This is a genomic window from Neorhizobium galegae (assembly GCF_021391675.1).
Lineage (GTDB): Bacteria > Pseudomonadota > Alphaproteobacteria > Rhizobiales > Rhizobiaceae > Neorhizobium > Neorhizobium galegae_B.
In genome coordinates this window covers 2,044,556-2,067,380 of sequence record NZ_CP090095.1, presented here as the reverse complement: position 1 = coordinate 2,067,380, position 22,825 = coordinate 2,044,556, and the positions used below count along the sequence as shown (strand labels likewise).

The window sequence follows — 22,825 nt, the reverse complement described above, 5'->3', positions numbered from 1 at the left end:
GCGGCCCTGTACGAAAGTCTCGTGACGTTTTTCACGGGCCCGCGTCATTCGCCTGTAACGTGCTCTTCCTACCCTTTCGCGACAGCGGCTGCCGGCCGTTCAAACCGGCGTTTCAACGAATAAGGAGAGAATGGGATGTTGAGGAAACTGCTTATCGCGGCGGCCGTCGCGGTGCTCGCGGGCCAGCCGGCTCTTGCCGCCCCCGTCGAAATCACCTTCTGGCATTCGCTCGCCAAAAAGGGCACCGACGCGGTCAACCAGATCGTCGGCAAGTTCAACGCCTCACAGAGCGAGTACAAGCTGAAGGCCGAATATACCGGAAATTACGACGACACGACCACTAAGCTGCAGGCCGCCATCCCGGCTGGCCAGGCACCGGACCTGATGATGCTGGAGGTCACCCGCTACGGCTTGTTCGCCGATTCCGGCGTGCTCGAGCAGCTCGACCCCTACCTTCAGAAGGAAGGCGCCGAATTCCTTGACCAGTACCAGTCGTTCGCGCTCGAAGGCCCGAAATATCTCGGCAAGTCCTACGTCCTGCCGTTCAACGTCTCGACGCCGGTCATGTACTACAACAAGGACGCCTTCCGCGCTGCGGGCCTCGACCCGAATGCACCGCCGAAGACCTGGGACGAACTGCGCCAGATGTCTACCAAGCTCACGGTTCGCCAGGGCAATGACGTCAAGCAGTGGGGTGTCATCGGGCTCGGCCAGTTCGTGCGCTGGGCCTTCGTTGCACAGGCCGGCGGCGAATGGGTCAGCCCCAAGGACAATTCCGTGCTGATGGATAGCGATGCCTCGATCGGCGCCTATACCTACATGGCCGACCTGATCCGCAAGGACAAGGTTTCGCCTGAAGCAGCGGCGATCAACGAAAGCCTCGGCAGCCAATATTTCACCAGCGGCCAGGCTGCGATCAATTTCGACTCGACCGGCGGCTTCGGCGCACTCCGCGGTGCCGTGAAGTTCGATCTCGGCGTTGCCCCACTGCCTTGCGGCGTCAAATGCGCAGCCCCGATCGGCGGTGCGACGATCGGCATCAACGCGGCCTCCGACGAAGCCCATCGCAAGGGCGCCTGGGCGTTCCTGAAATTCATCTCGCGCCCGGAAATCAATGCGATCACCTTCGTCGAAACCGGCTACCTGCCGATCATGAAAAAAACCGCCGACGTCGACATCGCCAAGAAAGCGATCGCCGAAGAGCCCGGTTATTCGGTTGCCATCAAGCAGCTCGACGTGGCCTTTGTGCGCTCGCGTCCGCCGGCAATGCCGGCGATCCGCGCCAAGGAACCTTCGGTCTGGGAAGCGATCGTGCTCGGCAAGACGCCGGAAGCGCAGGCCCTGAAGACGTTTGGCGCCGAAATGCGCACCATGCTGTCGAAAAGCGGCGGCTGATGCGAAGAGCGTGACTTAAGGGCCTTGACCCGAACGACGAAAAGCCCGGACAGGCCAAGCGCCTCTCCGGGCTTTGTTTTATTCGGCGAGGCCAAATATCTGGGATGGACCCCCGTTCGATTTGTTGTATTGAGGGACCCATTCCCGAGAAAGACGCCGAGGTCGCAATGACATCGAATATGCCCGTAACTTCCCCAGCCAATGCCGATCTCGACGAACAGGCGCTGTTCTTCCACCGCTACCCGCGGCCCGGCAAGCTTGAGATCCAGGCCACCAAGCCGCTCGGCAACCAGCGCGACCTGGCGCTTGCCTATTCTCCGGGCGTTGCAGCCCCATGTCTGGCGATCCGCGACAATCCCGACATGGCGGCTTACTATACCGCCCGCGCCAATCTCGTCGCCGTCGTTTCGAACGGCTCGGCCGTACTTGGGCTCGGCAATATCGGCCCGCTGGCTTCGAAGCCGGTCATGGAAGGCAAGGCCGTCCTCTTCAAGAAATTCGCCGGCATCGACGTCTTCGACATCGAGATCGACGCCCCCGGCATCGAGGCGATGGTCTCGACCGTTTCGGCGCTCGAGCCGACCTTTGGCGGCATCAACCTCGAAGACATCAAGTCGCCGGAGTGTTTCGAAGTCGAGCGCCGGCTGCGCGAAAAGATGAACATCCCGGTCTTCCACGATGACCAGCACGGCACCGCGATCATCGTCGCCGCCGCAGTCCTGAACGGGCTGGAGCTCGCGGGCAAGAACATCGCCGACGTGAAGATCGTCACCTCGGGTGCAGGTGCCGCGGCACTCGCCTGTCTGCATCTCCTCGTCTCGCTCGGTGCGAAGAAGGAGAACATCTGGGTCCACGACATCGAAGGCCTCGTCTATGACGGGCGCAATACGCTGATGGACGAGTGGAAGGAAATCTACACCCAGAAGTCGGACAAGCGTGTCCTTGCCGACAGCATCGGCGGCGCCGACGTGTTTCTCGGCCTGTCCGCCGCGGGCGTGCTGAAGCCCGAGCTCCTGGAGCAGATGGCCGCAAAGCCGCTGATCATGGCGCTTGCCAATCCGACGCCGGAAATCATGCCCGAGCTTGCCCGCGCCGCCCGTCCCGACGCGATGATCTGCACCGGCCGTTCGGACTTCCCGAACCAGGTCAACAACGTGCTGTGTTTCCCCTACATCTTCCGTGGCGCGCTCGATTGCGGCGCCCGGACGATCAACGAGGAAATGAAGATGGCGGCGGTCAAGGCGATAGCAGCGCTTGCCCGCGAGGAAGTCTCCGACGTCGCGGCGCGCGCCTATTCCGGCGAGTCGCCGATTTTTGGCGCAGACTATCTGATCCCCTCGCCCTTCGATCCACGCCTCATCCTGCGCATTGCGCCTGCGGTCGCAAAAGCAGCTGCCGAGACCGGCGTCGCCGCGCGGCCGATCCAGGATTTCGAGGCCTATCTCGACCAGCTGAACCGCTTCGTCTGGCGCTCCGGTTTCGTCATGAAGCCGATCTTCAGCGCCGCCAAGGTTTCGGAAAAGAACCGGGTGATCTTCGCCGAGGGCGAGGACGAACGCGTACTGCGCGCAGCCCAGGTTCTGCTGGAGGAAAAGACCGCAACCCCGATCCTGATCGGCCGTCCTTCCGTCATCGAGGCGCGGCTTGCCCGTTTCGGTATCCGCATCCGCCCGAATGTCGATTTCGCCGTGGTCAACCCGGAAGACGATCCGCGCTACCGCGACTATGTCGACGAATATTTCGCACTGGTCGGCCGCGAAGGCATCAATCCGGAAGCGGCGCGCACCATCGTGCGCACCAACAATACGGTAATCGGTGCGCTGGCGGTCAAGCGCGGCGATGCGGACGCGCTGATCTGCGGTGTCGAAGGACGTTACGACAAGCATCTCAACGACGTGAACCAGATCATCGGCAAGCGGCCGGGCGTCTGCGCCTTCTCGGGCCTCAGCCTGGTCATCTCCCAGCGCGGCGCGATGTTCTTCACCGACACGTTCGTGAATTACAACCCGTCCGCGCAGGAGATTGCCGAAATCACCATTCTGGCGGCAGAAGAAATCCGCCGGTTCGGCATCACCCCGAAGGCGGCGCTGATCTGCCACTCGAACTTCGGTTCGCGCGATTCCGAAAGCGCCCAGAAGATGCGGGCTGCCCTGAAGCTGGTGCGCCAGCGGGCGCCGGAGCTGGAAGTGGACGGCGAAATGCAGGGTGGCTCGGCATTGTCGGAAACGCTGCGCAAGCGGGCCATGCCGGACAGTTCGCTGACCGGCGAAGCCAACCTGCTGGTGTTCCCGAATCTGGATGCGGCAAACATCTCGCTCGGTCTGGTCCGCAACCTCACGGACGCTCTGCATGTCGGCCCGATTCTTCTCGGGGCGGCCCAGCCGGCGCATATCCTGTCGTCCTCGGTGACGTCTCGCGGCGTGGTGAACATGGCGGCGCTCGCCGTCGTGGAAGCCTCGCAGCCAAACCTGCAAATTCAATCCTGAGTTGAAATTCTTCCCGTGCTTTGGCGCGGGCCCCCTTCGGGGGCTCGAGCGGCACTCGGGATCGATTTCACCATGCGGTGATCGCGGCTTTATGAGATTATCAACCGGCACGTTCCATGATGCCATCTCCCATTAGGAGAGGATGCCGGAATTGCCGATACCGCTTCGCGGCTTGCTGACCATACCGCTCTTGCTTCTGCCGGCCGCAGCGCTGGCGGGGGACCCTGCCGTTTGTGCGGCCCTTTACCGGAAACTTGGAAACAGCCCGCAGATCATCGGCAACACGTCTGCGGCGCGCAGCTACGCCCAGCAGCTTGGCGAATACAATGCCGATATCCGGGAACTGCGGGTCGACATGCGCCGCGCCGGCTGCGGCAGTGGTAGCGTCGTGGTTCTGGGTGGCCCGAATGCCGCGGTCTGCGGCCAGATGCGGGATGCGCTGGACAGAATGGAGCAGAGCCGCGACGCGCTGGCGGCGGAACGGAACAGTTCGCGGCAGATGATCCTGCCCTCGGAAGAGCGGAATGCCATTCTCGCCGCCATTCGCGAACAGCGCTGCATCCCCTCTTTCGAGCCGCTGCCGCCTGTTGTCGACGACCGCCGGAAGGTGCCGGGCATCGAACTTCCGAGAGAAGAGCAGCCCTATTCCGGGATCACCAAACTGCAGACCCGCCCGCAAAAGCCGCAGGCGGCCGCTATCCAGCCGCCGGTGCTCACGCCGCCGCCGGAGCGGCCATACGATCCAAACAAGAAGGTGCGTACCGTCGGGCCGGCTTTTCTGCCCGAAGCGGATATCGACCTCAGCAATCCGAAATCGGCAGGACCGCAGCCGCAGCAGTGATCAACGGTTATCCCAGCGATCCTGAAAGACCAGCTCCTCCAGGGCCAATCGCTGGCGCCAGCCCTTGAGCGCCAATTCCGGCTCGCCATAGAGCCGGTCGGCATAACCGAGGCATAGCCAGGCGACGATCTCCACGCGGTCGGGAATGCCCAGCAGTGCACGCACGTCCTCCTCGCGAAAAATGCTGACCCAGCCGACACCGACGCCCTCCGCCCGCGCGGCGAGCCACAGGTTCTGCACGGCGCAGACGGTCGAATAGACGTCCATGCGCGGATTGTGGGTGCGGCCGAGCACGACCGGGCCGGCACGATCTGGATCGCAGGTGACGCAGATCGACAGCGGCGCCTTGACGATGCCTTCGAGCTTGAGGCTGCGATAAAGGTCGCGGCTTTCTTCGGCAAACATCTCCACGGCTTCGTTATTGGCGCGCGAGAAGGCGGCCCGGGCCGCCTCCCGCACCGCCGGATCGCGGATGAGGATGAAATTCCAGGGCTGCATGAAGCCGACCGAGGGTGCCGAATGCGCGGCGCCAAGCAACCGCTTTACCAGGTCGTCCGGTAGCGGGTCGGGCAGGAACTGGTCGCGCACGTCGCGGCCATACGATCCAAACAAGAAGGTGCGTACCGTCGGGCCGGCTTTTCTGCCCGAAGCGGATATCGACCTCAGCAATCCGAAATCGGCAGGACCGCAGCCGCAGCAGTGATCAACGGTTATCCCAGCGATCCTGAAAGACCAGCTCCTCCAGGGCCAATCGCTGGCGCCAGCCCTTGAGCGCCAATTCCGGCTCGCCATAGAGCCGGTCGGCATAACCGAGGCATAGCCAGGCGACGATCTCCACGCGGTCGGGAATGCCCAGCAGTGCACGCACGTCCTCCTCGCGAAAAATGCTGACCCAGCCGACACCGACGCCCTCCGCCCGCGCGGCGAGCCACAGGTTCTGCACGGCGCAGACGGTCGAATAGACGTCCATGCGCGGATTGTGGGTGCGGCCGAGCACGACCGGGCCGGCACGATCTGGATCGCAGGTGACGCAGATCGACAGCGGCGCCTTGACGATGCCTTCGAGCTTGAGGCTGCGATAAAGGTCGCGGCTTTCTTCGGCAAACATCTCCACGGCTTCGTTATTGGCGCGCGAGAAGGCGGCCCGGGCCGCCTCCCGCACCGCCGGATCGCGGATGAGGATGAAATTCCAGGGCTGCATGAAGCCGACCGAGGGTGCCGAATGCGCGGCGCCAAGCAACCGCTTTACCAGGTCGTCCGGTAGCGGGTCGGGCAGGAACTGGTCGCGCACGTCGCGGCGCGTCTCGATCGCCCGGTAAACGGCCGCGCGCTCGGCCTTCGAAAATTCACCGGCAGGCAGCAAGGCATGCGCGAAAGGATCAGGCTGCATCGTTTGTCCCCAACAATGCCGTCGCTCCCCTGCCTTTCAGAAGCAAGGAGAGGTCCGAAACCTTTCCGCCGTCCGCGCGGGCTGGTCTATCTCGTCGGGCCGGTCTTCTGACTTGGCTTCGTCCGCCTCCACCGCCGCCTTCCCGGTTTCCCAGTGGCTTTCATATCCTGCGGCCGAGCGTCCACCTCACAGCGTTGGGCACGTTCCGGTTCCACCCCGGATTCCCGATTCTCCGGCTTGTCACCGGCACCTGACAGGATCGGTTATGCCCTTACGTTATCCTCGGCGCAAGGCGCTCATGCGACGGGGAAATAGCGCACATAGGCAAATTCATCGCCATCAGGCGACCAGTTCGGCGAATTCATCGTGCCCTGCCCGCCGAAGAGCTCGAACAGCGTTTCGACATTGCCGCCGTCCATATCCATCAACCTGACGCGGACGTCGAGATCGCGCGGGTGGTCGAAGACATCGGCGTCGTAGGAGACAAAGACGATCTTGTCACCTTTCGGTGACGGATGTGGAAACCAGTCGCCGTAACCGCCGTCGGTGATCCGCTCGGCCACGCCGCCTGCGGCCGGGACGCGCCAGATCTGCGTCAGTCCGGTGCGACTGGAATTGAAATAGATCCATTTCCCGTCCGGCGAAAAATCCGGCCCGTCATTGCGGCCCTCGCCGAACGTCAGCCGCGTCTCTGTGCCACCTCCGATGCCGATCGTATAGATGTCGAACTCGTCGCCGCGGATGCCGCAATAGGCGAAGCTTTTCCCGTCCGGCGACCAGCCATGCCAGTAGGACGGCAGGTTCCGGGTTACCAGCCGCGGCACGCCGCCACCGGCGGGAATGACGTAGATCGCCGATTTGCCGAACTCTACCTTGTCGGAAATAGCGATCAGCGAACCGTCCGGGGAAATGCCGTGGTCGTTGTTGCATTGGCGGGCAAAGCCGGTATCGACCAGTCTGGGCCCGTCATCCCCCTCCGGTGACAGACGATAGATCAGGCCCTCGCTGTTGAGCATCAGGTAGCGCCCGTCGGGCGACCAGTTGGGCGCCTCGAACAGGGCTTCCGTCTGCCAGACCACCCGCATCGCCCGGCTTCGAATATTGAAGATCTCGACCGAGCTGCGCAGGGCCATGATCCTCTCCTACCGATCGCGGAAACGGTTGGTGATCGGATAACGCCGATCGCGACCGAAATTCTTCTTGGTGATCTTCACGCCCGGCGCCGATTGGCGCCGCTTGTATTCGGCGAGATAGAGCAGGTGCTCGATCCGGTGAACGGTGGCGATGTCGTGGCCGCGGGCGATAATCTCCTCGGTGCCCATCTCCAACTCGACCAGGCATTCGAGGATGTCGTCGAGTACCGGATAGGGCGGCAGCGAATCCTGGTCGGTCTGGTTGGGTCTGAGTTCCGCGGACGGCGCCTTGGAGATGATGTTCTTCGGGATCACCTCGCCGCTCGGGCCGAGAGCCGTCGGCGGCAGGTGTTCGTTGCGCCAGGCGGCCAGCGCATAGACCTGCATCTTGTAGAGGTCCTTGATCGGGTTGAAACCGCCGTTCATGTCGCCGTATAGGGTCGCATAACCGACCGACATTTCCGACTTGTTGCCGGTCGTCACCACCATCGAGCCGAACTTGTTCGAGATCGCCATCAGGATCGTGCCCCGCGCGCGGCTCTGGAGGTTCTCCTCGGTGATCCCCTCGTCGGTTCCTTCGAACAGTTCGGCCAGCGCCGACGAAAAACCGTCCACCGGCTCGGCGATCTGCACGATGTCATAGCGGCAGCCGAGCGCTCTCGCGCAATCGGCCGCGTCCTTCAGCGAATCCTCGGACGTATAACGATAGGGCAGCATCACCGTGCGCACCCTCTCCTCGCCGAGCGCATCGACGGCAATCGCCGCGCAGATGGCGCTGTCGATGCCGCCGGACAGGCCGAGCACGACCGACTTGAAGCCGTTCTTGTTGACGTAATCGCGGAAGCCCAGAAGGCAGGCGCGATAGTCCGCCTCTTCCTTTTCCGGAATGCGGGCCATCGGCCCGCGGGCGCAGTGCCAGGTCTCGCCAATCCGCTTCCATTCGGTGACGGCGACGGCCGACTCGAACTGGCTCATCTGGAAGGCGAGCGACTTGTCGGTGTTGAAGGCGAAGCTGGCGCCGTCGAAGACCAGTTCGTCCTGGCCGCCGAGCTGGGCGGCATAGATCATCGGCAGGCCGGTCTCGATCACCTGCTTCAGCACAACCTGATGGCGGATATCCACCTTGCCGCGATAATAGGGCGAGCCGTTCGGCACGAGCAGGATTTCCGCCCCGCTCTCCGAGAGCGTCTCGCAGACGCCGAGATCGCCCCAGATATCCTCACAGATCGGGATGCCGAGCCGGACGCCTCGAAAATTGACCGGCCCTGGCATCTCGCCGGCGATGAAGACCCGCTTCTCGTCGAACTCGCCATAATTGGGCAGGTCGACCTTGTCGCGCACCGCGATCATCTTGCCGCCGTCGAGCACGGCGATCGAATTGTGCCGGCCCTCGCTCCCCTGACGCGGGAAGCCGATGATGACGCCGGGGCCGCCGTCTGCCGTATCGGCCGCAAGCTCCTCCACCGCCTTCAGGCAGGCGTTGAGGAAAGCCGGTTTCAGGACGAGGTCCTCCGGCGGATAACCGGACAGGAAGAGCTCGGTGAACAGGATGAGATCCGCCTCTTCGCGGGCGGCGTCCTTTCGGGCTTCTCGGGCCAGCGCCAGGTTGCCGGCGATATCGCCGACGGTCGGGTTGAGCTGGGCGACGGCGATGCGGAAGGTCTGGCTGATGTCCTGGGTCATGGTACCGATTTAGCGTCAGCCGCAGGCGGCGGCAACGTTGTTCCGTGAGTTTTTTATGGTTCAGGCAGATGCGGGACGATCGCCCGGATAATGCGGCACGCCGTCCTCCGGCAATTGGTAGAAATCTCCCTTGTCGGCGCAGTAGATATGCTCGCCCATGACAAGCCCGCTCGGCTGATCGAAGGCGCCCGCCAGGATCGAAATGCTTTCCGCGCCCTCCGCCTGCCAGAACAGCACCGAGCCGCATTGCGAGCAGAAGCCGCGCCGCGCTTCATCGCTGGCGCGATACCAGCCGAGCGTCTCCTCGCCTTCGAGCGTCATGTTCTCGACGCGCACGCTGGTGGCCGCATAATAGAGCCCGGTCTGCCGGCGGCATTGCGAACAATGACAGGCCGTGATCGTCCGCAGCGGACCGACCGTCTCAAACTGGATCACGCCGCACAGGCAACGACCGCTGTTTTTCTGCTGCATGCACCATCCCCAATGAACGCGAGACGCTCAGTGTCGCGAGCACGAGCCTCGGGGTCAAATCTATTCGGCTGATGATGACCATCAGGGGAAACGATACGAAGAAAGGCCGGCGTCACCGCCGGCCTTCTCTGATTTCCAACCATCGTGAGCGGCGGTTCAGCCGTTGACGACCATCCGCTTTTCGTCGCGGCCGCTCTTCATCCGCTCGGCGAGCAGGAAGGCCAGTTCCAGCGCCTGGTCGGCGTTGAGACGCGGGTCGCAATGGGTGTGATAGCGGTCCTGCAGATCGCCGGCCGTCACCGCGCGGGCGCCGCCGGTGCATTCGGTGACGTCCTTGCCGGTCATCTCGATATGGATGCCGCCCGGATGGGTGCCTTCGGCACGGTGAATCTGGAAGAAGCTCTCGACTTCCGACAGGATCCGGTCGAACGGCCGGGTCTTGTAGTTGTTGAGCGTGATCGTGTTGCCGTGCATCGGATCGCAGGACCAGACGACCTTCTTGCCCTCGCGCTCGACGGCGCGGATCAGCTTCGGCAGGCTGTCGGCGACCTTGTCGTAGCCGAAACGGCAGATCAGCGTCAGGCGGCCGGCTTCGTTGGCCGGGTTCAACGCATCGATCAGCTCGATCAGGTTGTCGGCCTGCAGCGACGGACCGCATTTCAGGCCGATCGGGTTCTTGATGCCGCGGAAATATTCGACATGCGCATGGTCCAACTGGCGAGTACGGTCGCCGATCCACAACATGTGGCCTGACGTCGCGTACCAGTCGCCCGAGGTGGAGTCGACGCGGGTGAAAGCTTCTTCGTAGCCGAGCAGCAGCGCTTCATGGCTGGTGAAGAAGTCCGTCTCGCGCAGGCTCGGCTGGTTTTCCGCGGTGATGCCGATCGCCGTCATGAAATCCATGGTCTCGCTGATGCGGTCTGCGAGCTTGCGGTAACGTTCGCCCTGCGGGCTGTCCTTGACGAAGCCGAGCATCCATTTGTGGACGTTTTCGAGATTGGCATAACCGCCCATCGCGAAGGCGCGCAGCAGGTTGAGGGTCGCCGCCGACTGCCGGTAAGCCATCATCTGGCGCTCCGGATCCGGCGTGCGGGCCGCCTCGGTGAACTCGGTGCCGTTGACGATGTCGCCGCGATAGGTGAGTAGCGTCTTGCCGTCCTGGGTCTCGTGCGAGTTGCTGCGCGGCTTGGCGAACTGGCCGGCGATGCGGCCGACCTTGACGACCGGAAGCTGGGCGCCATAGGTCAGGACAACCGCCATCTGCAGGAACGAACGGAAAAAGTCGCGGATGTTGTCGGCGCCATGTTCGACGAAACTCTCGGCGCAGTCGCCGCCCTGCAGCAGGAAGGCGTTGCCTTCCGCGACACTGGCGAGCTGCTTCTTCAGGCGGCGGGCCTCACCGGCAAAGACGAGCGGCGGAAAGGTCGCGAGCTGAGCTTCCGTCGCTGCCAACGCGGCCTTGTCCGGGAATTCCGGGACCTGCTGGATCGGTTTTTGCCGCCAACTGCTCGGGGTCCAATTCTGTGCCATCTCGCTCACCTGTTTCAGCCTCGGCCATCCTCTGCCGGGCAAGTCTTTAAAATCGAGGCGGCTTATAGACCTTAACAGCCGCGTTGCATAGCCGTTTTGCCCGCTTTCACCGCCGGTCCGTCCTCTGCGAGAAGCCACTAATATCAAGTTGACGCAGTGCCCGGGCGGATCGCATGCAGTATGAAATCAGGACATGCCTTGGATTTTAATCCCGTTCTTAGCCACAATTTCACGAATTCGCGCGACGTTCCTGCAGGGTTTTCTTGCTGGGGAGCAGGCAATGCATCCGATGACACGTTTCTGGAAGGATCGCGGCGGCAATTTCGGCGTCATGACTGCCTTTCTACTGGTTCCGCTGATCGGAACAGCCGGCATGGCGCTCGATTTCGGCCACGCACTTACCGTGAAGCAGCAACTCGTCGGCGCGGCCGATGCGGCCGCCGTTGGCGCGATCGCCGAAAAATCGAAGGCTGTCGCTCAGGCGATGCAATTGCAGGGCGACGGAAGCGTGGCGCTCGATCCGGCCGAGGCTCGAAGCATCTTCCTCGGTCAGATGTCCGGCGAGCTTTCCACCCTGCCGGTCAACGTCGATATCGAAGTCGCGAAGAACAACGGCATCCTGACCTCGCGCGTATCGTTCAGCGCGACCTTGCCAACCACTTTCATGACGATCCTCGGCAAGGACGACATCACCGTTTCCGGCAACGCCACCGCGCAGTACCAGACGCCGTCGTTCCTCGACTTCTACATGCTGCTCGACAACACGCCTTCAATGGGCGTTGGGGCGAACTCGGAGGCCATCGAACGCATGAAATCCGCAACTCGCTACGGTTCGGATGGCAAGGGCAAGGACAAAGAGTGCGCCTTTGCCTGCCATATCGTCCATGAGGACGGAAAGGAAGATCCGAACAGCTATTACAACGTCGCCAAGCAGAACCGCATCCCTATTCGTATCGATGTCGTCGCCGAAGCAACCAAAACTTTGATGAAAACGGCAACGGATACGCAGACCGTGCCCGGCCAGTTTCGCATGGCGGCCTACACCTTCGGAGAACGGGCGCAGGACGCACAGCTCTTCAAGGTCGCCGAACTGAACGAAAACCTCACTACTGTCGGTGCGGCAACTGAAAAGATCAAGCTGATGAGCATTCCAAAGCAGAACTACAACAGCGATCAACAAACCAGCTTTGATGACGCTCTCACGCGCATTGGAGATGAGATCCTCAGTAAGCCAGCGTATGGCCTCCCGGGAAACGGCACGAGTAAGGCCGACCGCCAGAAGATTGTCTTCCTGGTGGCAGACGGTGTGGGAGACAGCTACAAACCGAACGGCTGCACCAGCGAGGAAGGTCTGGTGACGAAGACGGCGGGTCGTTGTATCGAGCCTATCGATACAAAATTCTGTCAGAAGCTGAAGGAAAAGAACATCCGTATTGCGGTGCTCTACACCACCTATCTGCCGCTACACAGCAATGAGTTTTGGAAAAAGTGGGTAGAGCCGTTCGATGACAGCATTTCCACGAAGATGAAGGAATGCGCGAGCCCCGGTTATTTCTTCGAGGTCTCGCTCGAACAGGGCATCGCGGACGCCATGAATACCCTTTTCCACAAGATCGTCGCCACGCCGCGCATCACCAGCTGACGCGGCGCCGAAGCCGGGAGCGCGTCAGACGCGCTCGCCGTTCTTCACCCGGTAGCTCGGGTTGTACATGGTGACGAGTTCTTCCGAAGCCGTCGGGTGCACGGCCATGGTGCGGTCGAAATCATCCTTGGTGACGCCGGCCTTCAGCGAAATGCCGAGAAGCTGCGCCATCTCGCCGGCATCGTGGCCAAGGATGTGGGCACCGACCACCTTGCGGCTTGCCACATCGACCACCAGCTTCATGATCATCTTCTCCGCCCGTCCCGAAAGCGTCGCCTTCATCGGCCGGAACTCGGCGCGGTAGACCTCGATCTCCGGATAGCGCTTGGCGGCCTCCTCTTCCGACAGCCCGACCGTGCCGATCTCCGGCTGCGAGAAGACGGCGGTGGCGATCAGGTCGTGGTCGGGGGCGGTCGGATTGCCCTTGTACTCGGTTTCGATGAAGCACATCGCCTCGTGGATCGCCACGGGCGTCAGCTGTACCCGGTCGGTGACATCTCCGAGAGCATAGATATGCGGCACGCTGGTGTGGGAATATCTGTCGACGACGATGGCGCCGCGCTCGTTCATCTCGACGCCCGCGGCCTCCAGGCCCAGCCCCCTGGTATTCGGATCGCGCCCGAGCGCCAGCATGATGGTGTCGACGGCAATCGTCTCGCCGCTCATTGTCCTGGCAACAAGACCACCGGCCGGCGCCTTGGTGACCTCCTCGATCACATCCGTAAGCACGATGCGGATGCCCTTCTCGACCATCGCCTTGTGCAGGCCCTGGCGCATGTCGTGGTCGAAGCGCGAAAGGATTTCCTTGCCGCGATAGATCAGCGTCACGTCGACGCCGAGGCCGTGGAAGATGTTGGCGAATTCGACCGCGATATAACCGCCGCCGGCAATCAGGATGGAGCGCGGCAGTTCGGGCAGATCAAAGGCCTCGTTGGACGAGATGCAGAGCTCATGGCCGGGCAGCGCCGCATGCGGGTTGGGCGCGCCGCCGGTGGCGATGACGATCTTTTCGGCGGTCACCGCCTTGCCGGTCTTCGTAAGCCGGATCGTATGGGGGCCGACCAGTTCGGCGCGTGTATCGAGGATTTCCGCACCGTTGTTATCAAGACCCTTGCGATAGAGGCCTTCGAGGCGGGCGATCTCCCTGTCCTTGGCGGCGATCAGCTTCTTCCAGTCGAACGTGCTCGCTCCGACTTCCCAGCCGTAACCGACCGCGTCCTCGAAATGTTCGTGATATTGCGATGCGTAGACGAAGAGCTTCTTCGGCACGCAGCCGCGAATGACGCAGGTGCCGCCGAAACGATATTCCTCGGCGATCGCCACCCGCTTGCCGAGCGATGCCGCCACGCGGCCTGCCCTCACGCCGCCCGATCCGCCGCCAATCACGAAGAGATCATAGTCATAGGCGGTCATAATATTCTCCTTGAGAGCAGGCGGCCGGTTGTGGCTCACATATAGGGATGAGAGGCCCAAAAGGAAAAGCCCGGATTGCTCCGGGCTTCCTTAAAATTCGACGGGTCGACGATGCCATCAGGGCTTCGGCGCGGGCGCCGGGGCCGGAGCCGGCTTGGCCGCCGGGGCAGCGGGCTTGGCCGGAGCGGTGGCGGCCGGAGCAGCGGGCTTGGCCGCAGGCGCAGCAGCGGGCTTGGCAGGGGCCGGCGGAGTGGCAGGCTTTGCCGGTGCGGGTGCAACGGCCTGTGCTGCCGCCGGAGCCGGATCCACGACCGGCGCCTGGATCGGGTTTGCGTCGATGATGCCGCGCAGCTTTTCCGAGCTCTGATTGGTCAGGTCGCGGGAAATCCCGTTTGCCCAGATTTCAGCGGCCTTGGTCAGTTCACGGCTGACGAGCGGCTGGGTGGTCAGCAGCTTCTTGCCCGTCTCCGTGTTGAAGAAGGTGGAAATCGACTTCAGTTCATCGGCCGAGAAGCTCTTGGCGTAAATGGTCGCCGCTTCCTTTTCGAGATCAGCACGGCGCGGTGCAAGCACGAGCGCCTGCTCGTCGACGACGTTGGAGATCTGGCCCTGGAAGTTCGGAGAGGCCTGGATGAACTGGGCCTTCAGACGCTCTGCCAGGTTGGGCAGGATATTGTCGTAACGATCCGTGACGTTGAGCGCCGTGATCGCGTCGCGTGCAGCGGCAAGCTGGGCTTCCGAAACTTCCTGCGCGCGAGCCGATACCGTGAAGGCGCCGGAGAAGAGGATGGCCACAGCGGCGGCACGGCCGAGAACCGCGAATCTGATCATGAGTTGCTTGCTCCTAGTTTACTTCGCCTCAAGCGTCCGCGCTCCAGCCTCACCGGCAATGATCGCTAAGGACGCCATATGAATGAACAGCCCGTGTTCCACGACACCGGGAATGAAATTAAGCTCCGCCGACAGTGCGTCTGCATCAGGAATGCGGCCAAAAGATGCGTCGAAAATGTAGTGGCCGCCATCCGTCGTGAAGACTTCAGCCCCCGATTTGCGCAGCTTCAACTCGCCGGTCAATCCTAACCGGGAAGCGGCCTTTTCGATGGCAATCCGGGTTGCCGCCTGGCCGAAAGGATTGATCTCGATCGGCAGCGGATAGGCTCCGAGCACATCGACCAGCTTGCTTTCGTCGGCAATAACGATCATGCGGGCAGACGCCGCGGCGACGATCTTTTCGCGCAGCAATGCGCCGCCGCCGCCCTTGATCAGGGTCAGGTTGGCATCGACTTCATCGGCACCGTCGACCGTCAGATCGAGTTCCGGAAGCTCTTCGAGCGATTTCAGCGGAATGCCGAGCTCGACACAGAGCCTCGCGGTGCGTTCGGATGTCGGCACGCCTTCGACCTTGAAGCCGCCGTGGACCTTTTCGGCGAGTAGCCTGACGAATTCGTCCGCCGTCGAACCGGTGCCGATACCCAGCCTCATGCCGTCCTCGACATAGGCCAGTGCCGCTTGCGCCGCCTTGACTTTCATTTCCCGGGCGTCCATCCGCCAAAAGCTCCCCGCTGTTTTCGCCGACCCGCTGTTTACACGCCTCTCCCGGCAAACGAAAGTCCCCTCGCGGCGGGTTTTACGAAGGGCCGCGAATCTCGCATATTTGCTTTTCACGGCAGCATTGCTTAATCCGGGACATCTCCCGAACGACGTTCACGAGGTTCCATTGACCGCTTCACTCGTCATTTTCGACCTCGACGGCACGCTGATCGACACCGCACCGGATCTTATCGACAGCCTCAATTATACGATCGAGGACGTCGGCCTGCAGCCGGTGACCTTCGAGGACCTCACCCATCTCGTCGGCCAGGGCGTGCGCGTGATGATCCGCCGTGCCTTCGAACTTCGCAGGGCTCCGCTCGACGAGCTGACAGCAGCCAGGCTGTTCGATCGCTATATGGAGCACTACGAGGCGCAGATGCCGGGCAGAAGCCGCCCCTACGACGGCGTCGTCGCGTGTCTCGACCGCCTGTCGGTGGCCGGGATGCGGCTCGCGGTGTGCACCAACAAGTCCGAACGGCTTGCCTTCCCGCTTCTCGAAAAGCTCGGGCTTTCGGATCGCTTCGTCGCGATGACCTGCGGCGATACCTTCGCCGTCCGCAAGCCGGATGCCCGGCACATTTTCGGTACGATCGAACGGGCCGGCGGCGATCCCGCGACGAGCATCATGATCGGCGACAGCGTCAACGATATCCTTGCCGCGCAGAATGCCGGCATAGCCTCGATCGCCGTGACCTTCGGTTATTCCGACGTCGCAGTCGATACGCTCAATCCCGATCGGGTGATCGGCAGTTATGACGAACTGACCGTGAAGATGGTGGAAACGCTGATTTCCACCGACGTGAAGCGGCTGGCGGCTGCCAAATAAAAAGCGGCCCTGAGGCCGCCTTCTACTGCAATCCGAAACTCGTTCTCAGCCCAGGCTGACCTTAGCTCTGGGCTGCCCGGACCTTGGTGGTTGCCACGAAAGCCTTCACCGTCGCATCGTCGCGGCCGTAGACGTCGTCGAAATATTCGACCTTGCCGTCCTTGTTCGGCCAGGCGGTGAAGTAGGCGACGTAGACCGGGATCTTGACCGGCACCTTGGCGGCGACGTTCTCGCCGGCGGCGATCCGTCCGTTCACGTCGTCGATCGTGGTGCCGAGTACGGCGGCCGCCATCTTGCGCGGTTCGGCAAGACGTACGCAGCCGTGGCTCAGTGCCCGCATGTCGCGCTGGAAGAAGCTCTTCGAGGGCGTGTCGTGCATGTAGATCGCGTGGCTGTTCGGGAACAGGATCTTCAAGTCGCCGAGTGCGTTGTCACCCGAGGGCGGTTGGCGCACGGAAATCTTGTCGGTCGAGCCGAACCAGTTGACGCTGCTCGATGGGACCGCCCTGCCGCCGACCGATACCTCGTAACCCATCCGGTCGAGGTAGCTCGGATCCTGACGCAGGTGCGGCAGCATCTCGTTGATGATGATCGACTGCGGCACGCCCCAATAGGGGTTGAACTCGACGGTTTCGATTTCGTCCTGGAAGAAATAGGTCTGGTTGGACTTGCTGCCGACCACGACGCGCATCGCGAACTGTTCGGCACCACGGTCATGGTAATAGACCGTGAAGGCCGGCTGGTTGATGAAGACGTAACGCTGGCCGAGATCGTCCGGCAGCCAGCGCACCTGTTCCATGGCGACTTCGACCTTTTCGATCTTGTCCTTCGACGTATGGCCGACCATCTTGCGCACCGTCGCATTGCCGATGACGCCATCGGCCTTGAGACCCACTTCCGCCTGGAAGGACTTCACGACGTCGACGAGTTCCGGCGTGTAGTCCGGGGTCTGCTGATAGGCCGCCAGCGTCGCCGCATGCTTGGTCTTCAGCGCTTCCGAACCGGTGTGCTGGATGGCGGCGATGATGCTCGCCATATCCGCGCTGCTCTTGCCCGGCTTCAGGAGAATGTCGCTCGGCAGCGAGATCTGCGGACCGTCGTTGGCCGCTGCGGCGCGCAGCGTTGCAAGCTCGGCCTTCAGCGCCTGGAATTGAGGGCTCTGCGGCGCGAGGCCTTCAAGATAGGCCGCCACATCGGTACCGGTCTGCGCGAAAGGCAGGACGAGCGAGAGCTTGGCGTCCTTGCGTTTGAAGTCGTGGTAACCCGACACCTTGTTCGGGTCGATGCGGCCACGCATCATGTCCTGCGCGAACGTCAGCACTTTTTCCGACAGCGCCAGTTCGAACTGCATCAGCGCGCGATCGTGGCTGTCGGCGGCGGAAACCGGCGCAGATGCCGTTGCGGAGACATTGATGGGGGTTGCAGCATCGGCGGGCGCCGCAACGCTTGCGGTGGTCAGCGCCGGGACTGGCAGGATGTAGTCGGCGGGTTCGAGCCCGTATTCGCCGGCCCGCTCGAAGAGCGACAGCACGCCCCTCGCCTTCTCGTTGACGTCGCCTCCGGAAACCCACACAGGCTCGGCAGCCTTGCTGTAGAAGGCTTCGAGGGCGGTCGCGATTTCCGCCGGCGCCGCAACCTTGGCCTCGGCGATGAGGCGCGTGCCGTCCGTCGCAGACGCTGCGGCGAAGGCGGTCGTCTTCACGGCCCGCTCGGCATCCGGCTTGTAGGTGTAATATCGAGGACCGGAGACTTTCGGCAGCGGCTCGGGATCGGCGAGGCTGCGCTCGGTCGGCATGCCGGTATTGCCGCCGACGCCCGGCAGGCCGTTATCGGGCCGCCCTGCCCGTTCCGCGCCGGGACCGCCGCGCAAGAGGTCGAGAAGTGTCACGGCATGTGCCGGAACGGCCGCACCGGTAAACATCGAGATGCCGGAGACGAGCGCCAACGCGATCGAAGTTTTTTTGTGTTTGTGCTGCAATGTCGTCCCCGTCACCTGCATCCGCGTCTTGATCCGCGGGCTCGAATATATATCACGCCATCTAACCGATCGCGTGAGGGATGGAAAGAAACGCCCGAGTGGCCGGCGGGTTTCGGCTCCGCCGGAAACAGCATCGGTGCGCAGCCGGAAGGTTAAGAAACTATTCGTTAAATTTTTACTGACGACCACCGACAAGCACCCGGCCGGAGGGCGGATTCCGCTGTATAATTCCGCGGTCCGTGTCATAAAAGGCACGACGAAAGCCTGCCAAAAAGCCTGCTCGGCCGGCTTGCGGACGTTCGCCAATCGTATAGTAATGCCGCCGGCCGGCTCCGACGCGGTAACGCGTTGTTGATCTTTCAAGACACCGGCAGCGACCACGAGCAAAAAGAGGCAGCGAAGATGGCATCGACCCGCACCGAAACCGATACGTTTGGCCCGATCGACGTGGCGAGCGACCGTTATTGGGGGGCCCAGGCGCAGCGCTCGCTCGGCAACTTCAAGATCGGCTGGGAAAAACAACCGCTCGCGGTCGTGCGTGCGCTCGGCATCGTCAAGCAGGCCGCCGCCCGCGCCAACATGGAACTGGGTGGCCTCGACGCTTCAATCGGCAAGGTCATCGTCGAAGCGGCCCAGGAAGTCATCGACGGCAAGCTCGACGACCATTTCCCGCTAGTCGTCTGGCAGACGGGCTCCGGCACCCAGTCGAACATGAACGCCAACGAGGTGATCTCCAACCGCGCGATCGAAATGCTCGGTGGTGTGATGGGCTCCAAGAAGCCCGTGCATCCGAACGACCACGTCAACATGAGCCAGTCGTCGAACGATACCTATCCGACGGCCATGCACATCGCCTGCGTCGAAACCATCGTGCGCCACCTCATCCCGTCGCTGAAGCAGCTGCACGAAGCGCTGGAGGTGAAGGTCAAGGCCTTCGCCCACATCATCAAGATCGGCCGCACCCATACGCAGGACGCCACCCCGCTGACGCTCGGCCAGGAATTTTCCGGTTATGCGGCGCAGGTCGGCTCGGCGATCGCCAATATCGAACTGACGCTGCCGGCGCTTTCCAAGCTCGCCCAGGGCGGCACGGCGGTCGGCACCGGCCTCAACGCCCCGGTTGGCTTTGCCGAAAAGGTCGCCGAGGAGATCTCGAAGATCACCGGCCTGCCGTTCGTCACGGCTCCCAACAAGTTCGAAGCACTCGCCTCGCACGACTCGATGGTTTTTGCGCACGGCGCGATCAACGCCGCCGCCGCCGCTCTCTTCAAGATCGCCAACGACATCCGTTTCCTGGGCTCCGGCCCGCGTGCGGGCCTTGGCGAACTGTCGCTGCCGGAAAACGAGCCGGGTTCGTCGATCATGCCGGGCAAGGTCAACCCGACCCAGTCGGAAGCGCTCACCCAGGTCTGCGCCCACATCTTCGGAAACCATGCGGCTCTCACCTTCGCCGGCAGCCAGGGCCATTTCGAGCTCAACGTCTACAATCCGATGATGGCCTACAATTTCCTGCAGTCGGTGCAGCTGCTCGGCGACGCCGCGGTCTCCTTCACCGACAATTGCGTGGTCGGCATCGAAGCCCGGGAAGACAATATCAGACGCGGCGTGGAGAACTCGCTGATGCTCGTCACCGCCCTTAACACCAGGCTCGGCTACGACATCTGCGCCAAGATCGCCAAGACAGCCCACAAGAACGGCACGACGCTTCGCGAAGAAGCGGTCGGCGGCGGATACCTGACGAACGAGGAGTTCGACCAGTATGTCCGCCCCGAAAATATGATCGGCCCTAAATAATCCGATCCGCCCGACACTATAACAAACAAGCCCGCCTCCCGCGTGGCGGGATTTCTCTTGAGATCAATCCGAAATGATCAATTCCGATAATATATCAACTCCCTAAGGGTGAATATCTTTTTGAGCCTCAAGTCTGAAAACCCATTACTTTTGATGGGAAATCGAGCATTTCAGAAATACGAAATAAATTTAAGAACAAGCTCTTCAGTTCGTACCCCTTAATTCTTTTCCAACATTTTTCACATACTACTTCGCTTAATAGCATACAGGTGGGATCTAGTGGGGATCGTCGATGACGACGGCAACGGCGCCGAGAGCGCAATCTAGCGATCTGATCGGCCAGATCATCTATGCGGTGCGATCGATGGGCGTTGCGCCGATCCCTCGCAATTATCAGCTTTTCTACGAGGCCTATATCGGTTCCAATCCCGATCTGACCCGTGATCTGGCCGCGCTCGGAAGCCGTGCCACGCAGGAGGAGCTGGACGCGCTTTCGCATCGCTATCTTGGAACCGGCCAAGTGGCGGTCATCGAAGACGCCCATGCCAGGATTCTTGGTGAACTTGACGCACTCCTGAAACTGTTGCGCCAGGAACAGAGCTCGCTCGAGAGCTACGGCAAACTGCTTGGAGAAACCGCTCAGCGGATCAACTCCAAGAGCAATTTTTCCAACGACCTGCTGACCAGCGCGCTGGCGCTGCTGAGCGAGGCGACCGGCAGCACCATGGCGCATGGTGAAAAGACCGTCGGCGGCGTCGTCCAGCGCTCGCAGGAAATGGACCAGGTCCGCCGCGAACTCGATGAATACAAGCGCATCGCCAACACCGATTCGCTGACCCGGATCGCCAACCGCCGTGCCTTCGACGAGCGCCTCGCGGCGACTTACGACAATATGGCCCTGCTGCCGGTCACCGCATTGGTGCTGGCCGATATCGACAACTTCAAGAAGATCAACGACAGCTACGGCCATCCGGTCGGCGACAAGATCCTCGCAACGGTTGCTTCCGTGATCCGCTCGAACGTCCGCAAGGATGTCTTCGTCGCCCGCTCCGGCGGCGAGGAATTCGCGATCATCGTCGAAGGCAATACGCCGGAAGAAGTGATGATCATCTGCGAGCGGGTCCGCCGCGCGCTGGAAACCCGCATCTTCCGCAATTCGCGCTCCGGCATCGACTACGGCCCGGTCACCATTTCTCTCGGCTTTGCGGTGGCCTCGCAGGCGAGCGATCCCGGAGAACTCTACGCCAATGCCGATACGGCCCTCTACAACGCCAAGAACTCGGGCCGGAACCGCTCGGTCTTCTTTGATGACAGCATGAAGAAGGACTATGTCGGCAAGAGCTGGCTGATCTACAGGAAGTAGAGTTCCTTCAGTCGCAGGCAGAGACGCCGGCGATGGCCAGCAGTTCCGGGCGGTATTCGAAATGCATGGTGTCGTAGTGATACCAGCGACCGCCCCAGATAAAGCCATGGCGCTCGAACGCCGCGACGATCTTCATCGGAAAGCGGTTTTTGTAGTTCGGGACGTTGCCGGGTTTGCCTCCCGACCACAGCCAGTAATCGGCGTGTTTCGTGTTGAGATCGATCGCCGCGCCAAAGCTGTGGACGGAGAGATTGGTCTGTCCGGCAACCTTGCGCCAGTTGAAGACGCCGGCCGACGGCGTCAGGTAGGTTTTCAGGCCCAGGTCGGCGGCAAGCTCGTCCCGGACGGCTGCGAGCGCCTTGTCGACCCCGTTACGGCTGGTGACGCGCAATGTCTCTCCAAACCACGCGACCGGCACGAGGCTCGACTGCACGGCATTGGCACTCGCGCCATAAAGGCGCTTCATCAATTCGTCGCTGCGGATGCGGCCCGGATCGGAATCGACCGGAGGGCGGTATTCGCACGAGCCGGGCCGGTAGGCCTGAGACAGGCTGTCCTCGACATCGCCCTCGGCCAGCATTTGCGCATGGCTGCGCCTGATCCCGTCGTCGATCGCAATCGGCGTGCCCTCCTTCATGATCAGCCTGCCCTCGCGGCTGGCCTCGATCATGTCGGGATAGGCCTTCACGAGGGCCGCGATCTTCTCCTCCAGGCGCAATTCGCGCGCCTCGCCCGGGCCGCAGACGAGGACCGGCAGCATCACGGCTGCTGCCCGGAGAAACGGCCTGTCAGTAGACCAGGACATTGACGTAATCGCCGCGGGGCCCTCGAAAGATCTGCACATTGATCATGACATTCCCGCGAACGACGGCGTTGCGGGCGGCCCGGTCGATGGTGCCGCGGCTGATCATGCGCTCGACGAGTTCCCGATTGCCGGCATCGTCGAAGAAGCTGTCGCTCTGGTCGCCGCGCTGCGAGACGCCGAAGCGATGAAAATTTGCACGGTCCTGGCGGACGATCTGCCAGGGCTCCTGCAGGCGCACATTGTTCGAATTGTACAGGTCGTCCTCGCCGATGAAGGCGCTGTATTCCTCGATCAACTGGTCGGCCCGCGCCGCTTGGGCGCCGAACATCGTCACAGCCAGGATCACCGCCGCAAGGCCGGTTCCAAACTTCATAAAATCCCCCGTGCCCGTCCCCTATGGCGGGTCGATTCGATTGTCGCCCTGAGCGCTGGAAATGTCCATGAGGACGCCGCGATCGACCTCTTCTTCACGAAAAAACGCT

At 62.2% G+C, this 22,825-nt stretch carries 18 protein-coding genes, 1 pseudogene and 1 riboswitch; of the genes and pseudogenes, 7 read left to right on the top strand and 12 right to left on the bottom strand.

The window, feature by feature from the left end:
• The first annotated feature begins 135 nt into the window (after window positions 1-135).
• The 3 genes from LZK81_RS10360 to LZK81_RS10350 all read left to right on the top strand — a co-directional run bounded on the left by LZK81_RS10360 (window position 136) and on the right by LZK81_RS10350 (window position 4,722).
• Window positions 136-1,395 carry an ABC transporter substrate-binding protein gene (locus LZK81_RS10360; RefSeq protein ID WP_233956175.1) on the top strand — a complete coding sequence of 420 codons (1,260 nt, stop codon included), beginning with the start codon at window positions 136-138 and terminating at the stop codon, window positions 1,393-1,395.
• A gap of 167 nt (window positions 1,396-1,562) precedes the next feature.
• Complete coding sequence (locus LZK81_RS10355; protein ID WP_233956173.1) at window positions 1,563-3,881, top strand: NADP-dependent malic enzyme; 2,319 nt, start codon at window positions 1,563-1,565, stop codon at window positions 3,879-3,881.
• Window positions 3,882-4,032: 151 nt separating this feature from the next.
• Window positions 4,033-4,722 (top strand): hypothetical protein, encoded by a 690-nt coding sequence (locus tag LZK81_RS10350; protein ID WP_233956171.1) that lies wholly within the window; start codon window positions 4,033-4,035, stop codon window positions 4,720-4,722.
• On the opposite strand, the gene bluB (LZK81_RS10345) is transcribed toward LZK81_RS10350, so the two are convergent.
• The 6 genes from bluB (LZK81_RS10345) to LZK81_RS10320 all read right to left on the bottom strand — a co-directional run bounded on the left by bluB (LZK81_RS10345) (window position 4,723) and on the right by LZK81_RS10320 (window position 10,929).
• A complete protein-coding gene (gene bluB, locus LZK81_RS10345; RefSeq protein ID WP_233956170.1) occupies window positions 4,723-5,334 on the bottom strand; it encodes a 5,6-dimethylbenzimidazole synthase in 612 nt (203 codons plus the stop codon).
• Between the two features lie 91 nt (window positions 5,335-5,425).
• Window positions 5,426-6,112 (bottom strand): 5,6-dimethylbenzimidazole synthase, encoded by a 687-nt coding sequence (bluB, locus tag LZK81_RS10340; protein WP_233956169.1) that lies wholly within the window; start codon window positions 6,110-6,112, stop codon window positions 5,426-5,428.
• Window positions 6,113-6,191: 79 nt separating this feature from the next.
• A riboswitch (cobalamin riboswitch) is annotated at window positions 6,192-6,381 on the bottom strand.
• 27 nt (window positions 6,382-6,408) lie between these two features.
• Window positions 6,409-7,239, bottom strand: coding sequence for a TolB family protein (locus LZK81_RS10335; protein ID WP_233956519.1), 831 nt, complete (start codon window positions 7,237-7,239; stop codon window positions 6,409-6,411).
• A 15-nt stretch (window positions 7,240-7,254) separates the two neighbouring features.
• Window positions 7,255-8,928 carry an NAD+ synthase gene (locus tag LZK81_RS10330; protein WP_233956167.1) on the bottom strand — a complete coding sequence of 558 codons (1,674 nt, stop codon included), beginning with the start codon at window positions 8,926-8,928 and terminating at the stop codon, window positions 7,255-7,257.
• 60 nt (window positions 8,929-8,988) lie between these two features.
• The gene (locus LZK81_RS10325; RefSeq protein WP_233956165.1) at window positions 8,989-9,399 is read right to left on the bottom strand and encodes a GFA family protein; all 411 of its coding nucleotides are present in this window, start codon (window positions 9,397-9,399) and stop codon (window positions 8,989-8,991) included.
• A 156-nt stretch (window positions 9,400-9,555) separates the two neighbouring features.
• The gene (locus tag LZK81_RS10320; RefSeq protein WP_046611609.1) at window positions 9,556-10,929 is read right to left on the bottom strand and encodes a class II 3-deoxy-7-phosphoheptulonate synthase; all 1,374 of its coding nucleotides are present in this window, start codon (window positions 10,927-10,929) and stop codon (window positions 9,556-9,558) included.
• Between the two features lie 280 nt (window positions 10,930-11,209).
• Between LZK81_RS10320 and LZK81_RS10315 the strand changes: the two genes are divergently transcribed.
• A complete protein-coding gene (locus LZK81_RS10315) occupies window positions 11,210-12,571 on the top strand; it encodes a TadE/TadG family type IV pilus assembly protein (RefSeq protein ID WP_233956163.1) in 1,362 nt (453 codons plus the stop codon).
• A gap of 24 nt (window positions 12,572-12,595) precedes the next feature.
• On the opposite strand, the gene gor is transcribed toward LZK81_RS10315, so the two are convergent.
• The 3 genes and pseudogenes from gor to rpiA form a co-directional block, all read right to left on the bottom strand.
• Complete coding sequence (gene gor / locus LZK81_RS10310) at window positions 12,596-13,984, bottom strand: glutathione-disulfide reductase (RefSeq protein WP_233956161.1); 1,389 nt, start codon at window positions 13,982-13,984, stop codon at window positions 12,596-12,598.
• A 261-nt stretch (window positions 13,985-14,245) separates the two neighbouring features.
• A pseudogene (locus LZK81_RS10305) lies at window positions 14,246-14,815 on the bottom strand (DUF2059 domain-containing protein); the annotation flags it as partial.
• A gap of 18 nt (window positions 14,816-14,833) precedes the next feature.
• The gene (gene rpiA / locus LZK81_RS10300) at window positions 14,834-15,529 is read right to left on the bottom strand and encodes a ribose-5-phosphate isomerase RpiA (RefSeq protein ID WP_233956159.1); all 696 of its coding nucleotides are present in this window, start codon (window positions 15,527-15,529) and stop codon (window positions 14,834-14,836) included.
• A gap of 172 nt (window positions 15,530-15,701) precedes the next feature.
• On the opposite strand from rpiA, the gene LZK81_RS10295 reads away from it, so the two are divergent.
• Window positions 15,702-16,403, top strand: a complete 702-nt coding sequence (locus tag LZK81_RS10295; protein ID WP_233956157.1) for an HAD family hydrolase — start codon at window positions 15,702-15,704, stop codon at window positions 16,401-16,403.
• Window positions 16,404-16,464: 61 nt separating this feature from the next.
• Here LZK81_RS10295 and LZK81_RS10290 read toward each other — a convergent pair whose 3' ends face one another.
• Window positions 16,465-18,402 carry a L,D-transpeptidase family protein gene (locus LZK81_RS10290; RefSeq protein ID WP_418936484.1) on the bottom strand — a complete coding sequence of 646 codons (1,938 nt, stop codon included), beginning with the start codon at window positions 18,400-18,402 and terminating at the stop codon, window positions 16,465-16,467.
• Between the two features lie 381 nt (window positions 18,403-18,783).
• Between LZK81_RS10290 and fumC the strand changes: the two genes are divergently transcribed.
• Together fumC and LZK81_RS10280 are read left to right on the top strand one after the other, a co-directional pair.
• Window positions 18,784-20,175, top strand: coding sequence for a class II fumarate hydratase (gene fumC, locus LZK81_RS10285; RefSeq protein ID WP_233956155.1), 1,392 nt, complete (start codon window positions 18,784-18,786; stop codon window positions 20,173-20,175).
• A gap of 292 nt (window positions 20,176-20,467) precedes the next feature.
• On the top strand, window positions 20,468-21,538 hold the full coding sequence (locus LZK81_RS10280; RefSeq protein WP_233956154.1) for a GGDEF domain-containing protein: 1,071 nt from the start codon (window positions 20,468-20,470) through the stop codon (window positions 21,536-21,538).
• Window positions 21,539-21,545: 7 nt separating this feature from the next.
• Here LZK81_RS10280 and LZK81_RS10275 read toward each other — a convergent pair whose 3' ends face one another.
• Both LZK81_RS10275 and LZK81_RS10270 read right to left on the bottom strand, forming a co-directional pair.
• Window positions 21,546-22,343, bottom strand: a complete 798-nt coding sequence (locus LZK81_RS10275; protein WP_233956152.1) for a M15 family metallopeptidase — start codon at window positions 22,341-22,343, stop codon at window positions 21,546-21,548.
• Entirely contained in the window at window positions 22,327-22,716 is a 390-nt protein-coding gene (locus tag LZK81_RS10270; RefSeq protein WP_052753616.1) for a hypothetical protein, read from the bottom strand. Before LZK81_RS10270 ends, LZK81_RS10275 begins: the two co-directional genes overlap by 17 nt.
• Window positions 22,717-22,825: the final 109 nt, after the last annotated feature.

Coding starts and splice junctions, on each gene's coding strand:
- bluB (WP_233956169.1), bottom strand. CDS start 6,112: ATGCAGCCTGATCCTTTCGCGCATGCCTTGCTGCCTGCCGGTGAATTT.
- LZK81_RS10325 (WP_233956165.1), bottom strand. CDS start 9,399: ATGCAGCAGAAAAACAGCGGTCGTTGCCTGTGCGGCGTGATCCAGTTT.
- LZK81_RS10355 (WP_233956173.1), top strand. CDS start 1,563: ATGACATCGAATATGCCCGTAACTTCCCCAGCCAATGCCGATCTCGAC.
- LZK81_RS10280 (WP_233956154.1), top strand. CDS start 20,468: ATGACGACGGCAACGGCGCCGAGAGCGCAATCTAGCGATCTGATCGGC.
- fumC (WP_233956155.1), top strand. CDS start 18,784: ATGGCATCGACCCGCACCGAAACCGATACGTTTGGCCCGATCGACGTG.
- gor (WP_233956161.1), bottom strand. CDS start 13,984: ATGACCGCCTATGACTATGATCTCTTCGTGATTGGCGGCGGATCGGGC.
- rpiA (WP_233956159.1), bottom strand. CDS start 15,529: ATGGACGCCCGGGAAATGAAAGTCAAGGCGGCGCAAGCGGCACTGGCC.
- LZK81_RS10270 (WP_052753616.1), bottom strand. CDS start 22,716: ATGAAGTTTGGAACCGGCCTTGCGGCGGTGATCCTGGCTGTGACGATG.
- LZK81_RS10320 (WP_046611609.1), bottom strand. CDS start 10,929: ATGGCACAGAATTGGACCCCGAGCAGTTGGCGGCAAAAACCGATCCAG.
- LZK81_RS10315 (WP_233956163.1), top strand. CDS start 11,210: ATGCATCCGATGACACGTTTCTGGAAGGATCGCGGCGGCAATTTCGGC.
- LZK81_RS10330 (WP_233956167.1), bottom strand. CDS start 8,928: ATGACCCAGGACATCAGCCAGACCTTCCGCATCGCCGTCGCCCAGCTC.
- LZK81_RS10360 (WP_233956175.1), top strand. CDS start 136: ATGTTGAGGAAACTGCTTATCGCGGCGGCCGTCGCGGTGCTCGCGGGC.
- LZK81_RS10275 (WP_233956152.1), bottom strand. CDS start 22,343: ATGTCCTGGTCTACTGACAGGCCGTTTCTCCGGGCAGCAGCCGTGATG.
- LZK81_RS10290 (WP_418936484.1), bottom strand. CDS start 18,402: ATGCAGGTGACGGGGACGACATTGCAGCACAAACACAAAAAAACTTCG.